The following is a 9,116-nucleotide window of genomic DNA, read 5'->3' as shown; positions in this document are numbered from 1 at the left end:
CCGCCCCTACGGATGGCATGAGCCGCCTTTTCTGCATTTTATTTAACGTTAAATTGCAAAATTCGGCGCAGCTCCCCTTGTTTCCCGGCCAGAGCGGTTTCTCCGGCCGGGCGTTTTTCTCCCATTGACAGAATCCTTGCAGGGCTCTTATAATGGCGGTGACAAACAGCCCAAAAACTGCAAGGAAGGGAGGCCGTCTTTTGAAACAGCTTCTGGCGCCCCTGGTGGGGGATGCCTCGCCGGTGACGGTGATTGGTCTCTGTAAAAACGCGGGCAAAACCACCGCTATGCGCCGCTTGATGGCGGAGCTGGGGGAGGAGTGCCTGGGCCTGACCTCGGTGGGCCGGGACGGGGAGTGCACCGACCTGGTGACGGGCACGGAAAAGCCCGATCTGTACCTGAAAAAAGGCGATCTGTTCGCCACGGCGCGGGGTATGCTCACCCTGTGCGACGCCACGCTGGAGGTGGTGGACCTCACCGACGTGATGACCCCCCTGGGGCCGGTGGCGGTGTTCCGCACCCTGTCCGACGGATATGTGCAGCTTGCCGGGCCGTCGGCGGCCGGGCAGCTCCCCCCGCTGACCCGCCGCTTTCAGGAGCTGGGCGCCCAGCGGGTGCTCATCGACGGGGCCGCCGGGCGCAAGAGTCTGGCGGGGGCCGGCGTGGAGGGGGTGGCCCTGCTGTGCACCGGCGCGTCCCTGGACCGGGACATGGAGCTGGTGGTGGCGGAGACCGCCCACACCTGCTGGCTCTTTGCCCGCAAACGGCCGGAAAGCACCGCCCTCTGCGCCGCCCTGGACGGCCAGGAGGCCCGCTTCGCCCTGTTTACCCCGGAGGGGGCGCCGGTGGAGCTGCCCCTGGAGGAGAGCGGCGCCCCCAAGTGGAACAAGCTGCCCCGGCGGCCCCTGGTGCTCTGGGCGGCGGGGGGCATTATGGACCCCCTGCTGAAAACCCTGGCCCGGCGGGGCGCCCCCACCACCCTGGTGGCGGCGGACGCCACCCACGTGCTGGCCGGACGGGCGGCGCTGGACCTGTTTCTGCGCAACGGCGGCGAGCTGCGGGTGCGCAGGGAGCTGACCATCGCAGCCGTGGGGGCCAACCCCTGGTCGGCCTACGGCTGGCATTTTGAACCGGACAAATTCGTCCGCGCCCTCCGGGAGGTCATCGACCTGCCGGTGGTGAACGTGAAGGAGGACTGAGCATGGAACTGACCCATGAACTGCGGGAGAACGCGGGACTCCAGTGGGTGCTGGAGCGCCTGAGTCCCCTGTCGCCCTTCGGCAAGCAGGCCGCCCGCACCCCCCGGTGGTACGGCCCCGGCGAGGAGGCCGCTCTGGAGGAGGAGCTGGACAACGTGGCCCTGGCCATGGAGCTGTGGGCCGCCGGCGGCACCGCCCCCCAGGCGGCGGAGAGCTGCGGCTGCGAGGCTCCCCGCGTGAACCCCGCCGACCTCAAGGACGCGGCGGCGGCCCTGCGGGGCGTGACCCGCTGCCTGCCCCTGTTTCACGACATCCGCGGCTCCTTCGACCGGGAGCCCGGTACCCCCTTCGACCTGGTGGAGCTCTTCGAGATCAAGCACTTCCTGGTCACCATGGAGCAGGTCACCGACGCCTACGCCAAAATGCCGGCGCTGGCGGGCATAGCCTTCCCGCCCCTGACGGAGGCCATGGCACTGATGGACCCGGAGGGGCGGCGGCTGCCCACCTTCTCCATCGTCAATTCCTACCACAACGACCTGGCCCCCCTGCGGGTGGAGAAGGCCAAGCTGGAGAAGGCCATCCGCATGACCCAGGAGGACAAGCGCGGCCCCCTGCTGGAGAAGCGCCGGGTGCTGGCCGTACAGGAGGATCAGCTGGAGCTGGAGGTGCGGAGCATGCTCACGGGCAGGCTCATGGCGTGGAAGGCGGAATTCCTGGCCAACATGGAGGCCCTGGGCCACCTGGATCTGATCGCGGCCAAGGGCAAGCTGGCCCTGCGTTACCACTGTGTCCGCCCCTCCCTCAGCGCCGATAAATCCATCGCCCTGCGTGAAGTCGTTCACCCCCAGGTGGCGGAGGATCTGGCGGAGCGGGGAGAGCAGTTCACCTCGCTGGATTTGGAACTGCGCCCCGGATGCACCGTCATCACCGGAGCCAACATGGGCGGCAAGACGGTGTCCCTGCGCTCCACCGTGCTCTCCCTGCTTTTGTGCCAGTGCGGCTTCTTCGTATTCGCCAAGTCCGCCTCCCTGCCCCTGTTCCACCGGGTGGATCTCATTCTGGCCGACAGCGGCCCGGGGGCCGGCGGCCTGTCCTCCTTCGGCAAGGAGGTCCACCTGCTGGACACCCTGCTGCGCCAGACCAGGGACTGCTTTTTCTTCGTGGCCATGGACGAGTTCGCCCGGGGCACCAACCCCCAGGAGGGCGCGGCCCTGGCCCGGGCGCTGGTGCGGTATCTGGGCACCCTGGACTGTGTGGCCCTCATGACCACCCACTACGACGGCGTGTCCGACGTGGCCGGGGCCCACTATCAGGTGGCCGGCCTGGTGCGGGACATCCAGGGAGACGAGGGGGACGACCCCCGCAAGCGCATCGCCCGGCGGATGGACTACCACCTGCTGCCCGCCCCGCCGGGAGCCCCCTGCCCCCGGGACGCCCTTCGGGTGTGCCGCCTGCTCAAGCTGGACGACGCCCTGATGGACCTGTTTCAGGCCGATCTATAACGGCCGGTTTTGTACGCTGGAATGGGGGTTTTTCTCCATTCCAGCGTACTTTGAAGCGCGGAATTAAATTTTCGTAAAAATAGTTGACAAATTTAACTCTCTGGGGTATAGTGTTGTTGTCAAAAATGAATAATACGCATGGATAGAGGCGCGGAGCGCAAGGTAGCGGGACAATGACAAGGGCAGGCGAGCCCGATGTGTCACGTGAATGTCCGCTCCGCCGAAGGGGGATGTGAATCGTACAGCCCTCCCCCTGAGCCGTGGGCCCAGTGCTTGCGGATTGTCATGAAGTAACATGAAGCGCTATTTGTGTCTGACGGAAGCCCCAGGGCTCCCGCAGATGCAAATAGTGTTTTTTTGTGCATGAAGCGCTATCACGTCTAGGAGGGTCCCATATCTTCACAGGCGAGGTAGTGTTATTTTTTCGAGGAGGCGTGTTATGGAAAAGCTTATCATCACCGCAGCCATCTGCGGCGCGGAGGTCACCAAGAAGCACAACCCCGCGGTGCCCTACACCGTGGAGGAGATGGTGCGGGAGGCCAAGAGCGCTTTTGAGGCGGGCGCGGCGGTCATCCACGTCCATGTCCGCGAGGACGACGGCACCCCCACCCAGGACCGTGAGCGGTTCCGCGTGGTGCTGGACGCCATCAAGGAGGCCTGCCCCGGCGTGATCCTGATTCCCTCCACCGGCGGCGCGGTCGGCATGACCGCAGAGGAGCGGCTCCAGCCCACCGAGCTGTTCCCCGAGATGGCCACTCTGGACTGCGGCACCTGCAACTTCGGCGACGACGTGTTTACCAACGACATGCCCACCATGCGGGCCTTCGGCAAGCGCATGATGGAGAACCACATCAAGCCCGAGTATGAGTGCTTCGAGATCGGCCACCTGGACACCGTGGTGAACATGGCCAACAAGGGCGAGGTCCCCGGCGCCCCCATGCAGTTCAATTTTGTGCTGGGCGTCTCCGGCTGCACTCCCGCCACGGTGGGCAACCTGGATTACTTAGTCAAGCAGATCCCCGCCGGTTCCACCTGGACCGTCACCGGCGTCGGCCGGGGCGCGTGGCCCATGGTGGCCGCGGGCATCGTCATGGGCGGCAATGTCCGTGTGGGCTTCGAAGATAACATCTACCTGGAGAAGGGCCACAAGGCCGCCTCCAACGGCGAGCTGGTGGAGAAGGTCGTACGCCTGGCCAAGGAGCTGGGCCGTGAGATCGCCACCCCCGACGAGGCCCGAAAGATCCTGTCCCTGGCATAATCTTTGTTGTTCCAATCTCCCCAACCATACATCGTTACCCCAAACTCCCCAACCAAACCAAGAACGAAACAGGAGGAACTTTCTATGCAGAAGAAAGGCAACAAGTACGGCACTCACCGCGTCATCGAGCCCCAGGGCTTGCTGACCCAGGCGGCCAAGAAGATCGACAACACCATGGAGTGCTGGTCCAACGAGATCCTGTGCGACGTGTCCGCGCTGAATATCGACTCCGCCTCCTTCACCCAGATCTATGAGGCCTGCGGGAAGGACCTGGGCAAGACCGAGCAGATGATCCTGGACATTGTCAACGAGCGTGGCAAGATGCAGAACCCTGTCACCGGCTCCGGCGGCATGTTTATCGGCACCGTCAAGGAGATCGGCGAGGATCTGCAGGGCAAGATCGACCTGAAGGTGGGCGACAAGATCGCATCTCTGGTTTCCCTGTCCCTGACTCCTCTGAAGATCAACAAGATCAAGGCCATCCACCCCGAGATCGACCGCGTGGACGTGGAGGCCCAGGCCATCCTGTTCGAGTCCGGCCTGTACGCCAAGCTGCCCGACGACATGAGCGAGGAGCTGGCCCTGGCCGCCCTGGACGTGGCCGGCGCTCCCGCCCAGACCGCCAAGCTGGTCAAGCCCGGCGACTCCGTGCTGATCCTGGGCGGCGCAGGCAAGGGCGGCATGATGTGCTGCTACGAGGCCATGAAGCGCGTCGGCCCCACCGGCAACGTGGTGGCCCTGGTCATCTGCCAGGAGGACGCCGACCTGCTTAAGAGCATGAACCTGTGCCACCACGCCATCGTGGGCTCCGCCACCAACCCCACCGAGGTGCTGGAGAAGTCCCTGGCCGTCAACGGCGGCAAGGAGTACGACGTGTCCATCCTGATCGTCAATGTTCCCGCCTGTGAGATGGCCGCCATTCTGCCCGTCCGCGACAACGGCACCGTCTACTTCTTCTCCATGGCCACCGACTTCGCCAAGGCGGCGCTGGGCGCTGAGGGCTGCGGCAAGGATGTCACCATGATTGTCGGCAACGGCTACACCAAGGATCACGCCGAGATCACCCTCTCCGAGCTGCGTGAGAATGCCCAGCTCAAGGAGTACTTCGAGAAGAAGTACCTGTAATTGAACCACTGTCCCAATCATCTGTGACATTTCCGCTCCTGTGCGGCTCTGCCGCAGGCGGACCGGGGGACTCTCTCCTCCCCAACCCTTCCCCCCCGCCGCTGTCTCCGCCGCACGGCCCGCGGTTTCCATGTCTCCCCAATCTGATTTAGAAAGGATGACCTTGTTTATGGTAGAGTCCCGCCGTAAAATCCTGTTCCCCAACGTCACCGACGAGGAGTGGAACGACTGGCACTGGCAGGTCAAGAACCGCATCGAGACCCTGGAGGACCTGAAGAAGTACATTGAGCTGACTCCCGAGGAAGAGGAAGGCGTCAAGGCCTGCCTGGGCACCCTGCGCATGGCCATCACCCCCTACTACCTGTCCCTGATTCAGCCCGGCGATCCCCACGATCCCGTCCGGCTGCAGGCCATCCCCACCGCCAAGGAGCTGCATCAGGCCGACTCCGACCTGCTGGACCCCCTGCACGAGGATGAGGACTCCCCCGCTCCCGGCCTGACCCACCGCTATCCCGACCGCTGCCTGCTGCTGATCACCGACCAGTGCTCCATGTACTGCCGCCACTGCACCCGCCGCCGCTTCGCCGGCCAGAACGACGCCGGCCTGCCCGTGGATCAGGTCGACCAGGCCATCGAGTACATCCGCAATACGCCCCAGATCCGCGACGTGCTGCTGTCCGGCGGCGACGCCCTGCTGGTGAGCGACGAGCGCCTGGAGTACATCATCTCCAAGCTGCGCGAGATCCCCCACGTGGAGATCGTCCGCATCGGCTCCCGCACCCCCGTCGTGCTGCCCCAGCGCATCACTCCCGCACTGTGCAACATGCTGAAGAAGTATCACCCCGTGTGGCTGAACACCCACTTCAACCACCCCAACGAGATCACCCCCGAGTCCGCCAAGGCCTGTGCCATGCTGGCCGACGCCGGTATCCCCCTGGGCAACCAGAGCGTGCTGCTGGCCGGCATCAACGACTGTGTTTTCACCATGAAGAAGCTGGTCAACGAGCTGGTCAAGATCCGCGTGCGCCCCTACTACATCTATCAGTGCGACCTGTCCATGGGCCTGGAGCACTTCCGCACCCCCGTCAGCAAGGGCATCGAGATCATCGAAGGCCTGCGCGGCCACACCTCCGGCTTCTGCGTGCCCACCTTCGTGGTGGACGCCCCGGGCGGCGGCGGCAAGACTCCTGTCATGCCCCAGTACATCATCTCCCAGACCCCCAAGAAGGTCATCCTGCGCAACTACGAGGGCGTCATCACCACCTACACCGAGCCCGAGCACTACACCGACTGCCAGTGCGACTACTGCACCGGCAAGAAGAAGAAGGAGCTCATGGGTGTGGCCGGCCTGGAGCGCGGCCAGGCGCTGTCCATGGAGCCCGCCAACCTGGAGCGGCATAAGCGCTCCCATCACGAGGAATAATCGGGGAATATTCCCAAGCGGGCCGCTGCTTTGACAGCGGTCCGCTTCCCCCTGCTTTTGACTGAAACCGAGAATGGAAGTGATTATTGTTGGAATCCAAGCTGAATCTTGATTTCAAGCTGGTGGAGCAGGCCCGGGCCCACGCCGCCCGCGTGGCCGACGACACCCAGCGCTTTATCGACGGTTGCACCACCGTGGCTGTCGAGCGCACCATCTGCCGCCTGCTGGGCATTGACGGTGTGGACGCCTCCGATGTCCCCCTGCCCAGCGTCGTGGTGGACCACCTGATGGACAAGGGCGCGCTGCCCCAGGGCGCCGCCTTCTGGATCGGCAACGCCATGGTGGAGACCGGCAAGGGTCCCCAGGCCATCGCCGAGGACGTGGCCGCCGACAAGCTGGAGCTGACCGAGCTGCCCGTCCACAGCGAGGCGGACATCCACGCCGCCCTGGCTCCCATCGTGGAGGAGAGCCTGGCCAAGATCCGCGCCCGCCGCAAGCGCCGCGAGGACTTCATTGCCGCCCACGGCGGCGAGAAGCAGGGCCCCTGGGTCTACCTGATCGTGGCTACCGGCAACATCTATGAGGATGTGGTGCAGGCCACCGCCGCCGCCCGCCAGGGCGCCGACGTCATCGCCGTCATCCGCACCACCGGCCAGTCCCTGCTGGACTACGTGCCCTACGGCGCCACCACCGAGGGCTTCGGCGGCACCTACGCCACCCAGGAGAACTTCCGCCTGATGCGTGAGGCCATGGACAAGGTGGGCGAGGAGCTGGGCCGCTACATCCGCGTGTGCAACTACTGCTCCGGCCTGTGCATGCCTGAGATCGCCGCCATGGGCGCCTTCGAGGGCCTGGACGTCATGCTGAACGACGCCCTGTACGGCATCCTGTTCCGCGACATCAACATGCAGCGCACCCTGGTGGACCAGTCCTTCTCCCGCGCCATCAACGCCTATGCGGGCGTGGTCATCAACACCGGTGAGGACAACTACCTGACCACCGCCGACGCGGTGGAGGAGGCCCACACCGTGCTGGCCTCCCAGTTCCTCAACGAGGCCTTCGCCCTGCGGGCCGGCCTGCCCGAGGAGCAGCAGGGTCTGGGCCACGCCTTCGAGATCGACCCCGATGTGGAGAACGGCTTCCTGTATGAGCTGGCGCAGGCCGAGATGGCCCGCGAGATCTTCCCCAAGGCGCCCCTGAAGTACATGCCCCCCACGAAGTTCATGACCGGCAATATCTTCCGCGGCCAGGTGCAGGACGCCCTGTTCAACATGGTGACTATCCTGACCGGTCAGAAGATCCACCTGCTGGGCATGATGACCGAGGCCATCCACACCCCCTTCCTGTCCGACCGCTTCCTGGCCATTCAGAACGCCCAGTACATCTTCCGCACCATGCACGACCTGGGCAGCGAGATTGTCTTCAAGGACGGCGGCATCATGCAGAACCGCGCCGCCGACGTTCTGAAGAAGGCCACCGATCTGCTGGCCCAGATCGAGCAGCTCGGCATCTTCGAGACCCTGGAGCGGGGCATCTTTGCCGACATCAAGCGCCCCCGCGACGGCGGCAAGGGCCTGGACGGCGTTGTCAACAAGGCTGCTGGGTACTTCAACCCCTTCCTTGAGCCCATGATGAAAGGGGGTGCCGGCAAATGAGCTCCGGACTGTATCAGATTCGCGATAAAAACCTCGACACAACCCTGGACCTGACCCGCCTGAAGCCCTATGGCGACACCATGAACGACGGCAAGGTTCAGACCTCCTTCACCCTGCCGGTGAAGGACGACGACAAGGGCGCAGCCGCGGCCGTCATGCTGGCCCAGAAGATGGGCCTGGCCGACCCCAACGTGGCCCTGCGCCAGAAGCTGGACGAGAACTTCACCTTCTACGTGGTCTACGGCTCCCTGACCCACTCCATCAACTATAATGAGATCGTGGTGCAGACCGTCACCGACGAGACCATGGACATGCACGAGAACGACGAGTTCCTCAAGGAGCGCCTGGGCCGCAAGATGGTGGTCATCGGCGCCTCCACCGGCACCGACGCCCACACCGTGGGCATCGACGCCATCATGAACCGCAAGGGCTTCGCCGGCCACTACGGCCTGGAGCGCTACGACATGACCGAGGCGTACAACCTGGGCTCCCAGGTGCCCAACGAGGAGTTCCTGCGCAAAGCCGCCGAGGTCAACGCCGACGTGCTGCTGGTCTCCCAGACCGTCACCCAGAAGGACGTGCACATCCAGAACCTGACCGAGCTCATCGAGCTGGCCGAGGCCGAGGGTGTCCGCGACAAGTATATCTTCTGCTGCGGCGGCGCCCGCATCACCCACGCCCTGGCCAAGGAGCTGGGCTATGACGCCGGCTTCGGCGCGGGCACCTACGCCGACGACGTGGCCACCTTCTGCTCCAAGGAGCTGGTCCGCCGCCTGGGCAAGTAAGACGTATTCTCCTCTCTTTCCTCTTTTTCCCAAGCGCACAGCCGCCGGAACTTTACAGTTCCGGCGGCTGTGCCTATCGAACTTATTTCGATAGGCACAGGCACTTTTCAGAATGAATTCATTCTGAAAAGTGGTTTGATCCAACGCGAACGGCCCAGGCCGGTCTCTC

The 9,116-nt window shown here is 64.5% G+C and carries 7 protein-coding genes and 1 riboswitch; all 7 genes read left to right on the top strand.

What is annotated here, in order from left to right:
• Nucleotides 1-200: 200 nt before the first annotated feature.
• The 7 genes from kamB to kamE all read left to right on the top strand — a co-directional run bounded on the left by kamB (nt 201) and on the right by kamE (nt 8,947).
• Nucleotides 201-1,199: a lysine 5,6-aminomutase reactivase subunit KamB gene (gene kamB / locus HMPREF0372_RS12595; RefSeq protein ID WP_039997465.1), complete on the top strand. Its 999-nt coding sequence runs from the start codon at nt 201-203 to the stop codon at nt 1,197-1,199.
• Nucleotides 1,200-1,201: 2 nt separating this feature from the next.
• The gene (kamC, locus tag HMPREF0372_RS21090; RefSeq protein WP_007493063.1) at nt 1,202-2,701 is read left to right on the top strand and encodes a lysine 5,6-aminomutase reactivase ATPase KamC; all 1,500 of its coding nucleotides are present in this window, start codon (nt 1,202-1,204) and stop codon (nt 2,699-2,701) included.
• Nucleotides 2,702-2,836: 135 nt separating this feature from the next.
• Nucleotides 2,837-3,015: riboswitch (Lysine riboswitch) on the top strand.
• A gap of 125 nt (nt 3,016-3,140) precedes the next feature.
• Nucleotides 3,141-3,959 carry a 3-keto-5-aminohexanoate cleavage enzyme gene (kce, locus tag HMPREF0372_RS12585; protein WP_007493059.1) on the top strand — a complete coding sequence of 273 codons (819 nt, stop codon included), beginning with the start codon at nt 3,141-3,143 and terminating at the stop codon, nt 3,957-3,959.
• 84 nt (nt 3,960-4,043) lie between these two features.
• Nucleotides 4,044-5,084, top strand: coding sequence for an L-erythro-3,5-diaminohexanoate dehydrogenase (gene kdd / locus HMPREF0372_RS12580; RefSeq protein WP_007493057.1), 1,041 nt, complete (start codon nt 4,044-4,046; stop codon nt 5,082-5,084).
• A gap of 169 nt (nt 5,085-5,253) precedes the next feature.
• Nucleotides 5,254-6,507: a lysine 2,3-aminomutase gene (kamA, locus tag HMPREF0372_RS12575; RefSeq protein ID WP_009258627.1), complete on the top strand. Its 1,254-nt coding sequence runs from the start codon at nt 5,254-5,256 to the stop codon at nt 6,505-6,507.
• A gap of 89 nt (nt 6,508-6,596) precedes the next feature.
• Nucleotides 6,597-8,162, top strand: coding sequence for a lysine 5,6-aminomutase subunit alpha (gene kamD, locus HMPREF0372_RS12570; RefSeq protein ID WP_198152283.1), 1,566 nt, complete (start codon nt 6,597-6,599; stop codon nt 8,160-8,162).
• The gene (gene kamE, locus HMPREF0372_RS12565) at nt 8,159-8,947 is read left to right on the top strand and encodes a lysine 5,6-aminomutase subunit beta (RefSeq protein WP_007493052.1); all 789 of its coding nucleotides are present in this window, start codon (nt 8,159-8,161) and stop codon (nt 8,945-8,947) included. The genes kamD and kamE overlap by 4 nt, the downstream gene beginning before the upstream one ends.
• Nucleotides 8,948-9,116: the final 169 nt, after the last annotated feature.

Origin of the sequence: Flavonifractor plautii ATCC 29863 (assembly GCF_000239295.1) — a bacterium.
Taxonomy (GTDB): Bacteria; Bacillota; Clostridia; order Oscillospirales; family Oscillospiraceae; genus Flavonifractor; species Flavonifractor plautii.
This window is presented reverse-complemented; position numbering and strand designations above follow the sequence as displayed.

Excerpts from the sequence above, each read along its gene's own strand:
- kamC (WP_007493063.1), top strand. The coding sequence starts at position 1,202 with ATGGAACTGACCCATGAACTGCGGGAGAACGCGGGACTCCAGTGGGTG.
- kce (WP_007493059.1), top strand. The coding sequence starts at position 3,141 with ATGGAAAAGCTTATCATCACCGCAGCCATCTGCGGCGCGGAGGTCACC.
- kamE (WP_007493052.1), top strand. The coding sequence starts at position 8,159 with ATGAGCTCCGGACTGTATCAGATTCGCGATAAAAACCTCGACACAACC.
- kdd (WP_007493057.1), top strand. The coding sequence starts at position 4,044 with ATGCAGAAGAAAGGCAACAAGTACGGCACTCACCGCGTCATCGAGCCC.
- kamA (WP_009258627.1), top strand. The coding sequence starts at position 5,254 with ATGGTAGAGTCCCGCCGTAAAATCCTGTTCCCCAACGTCACCGACGAG.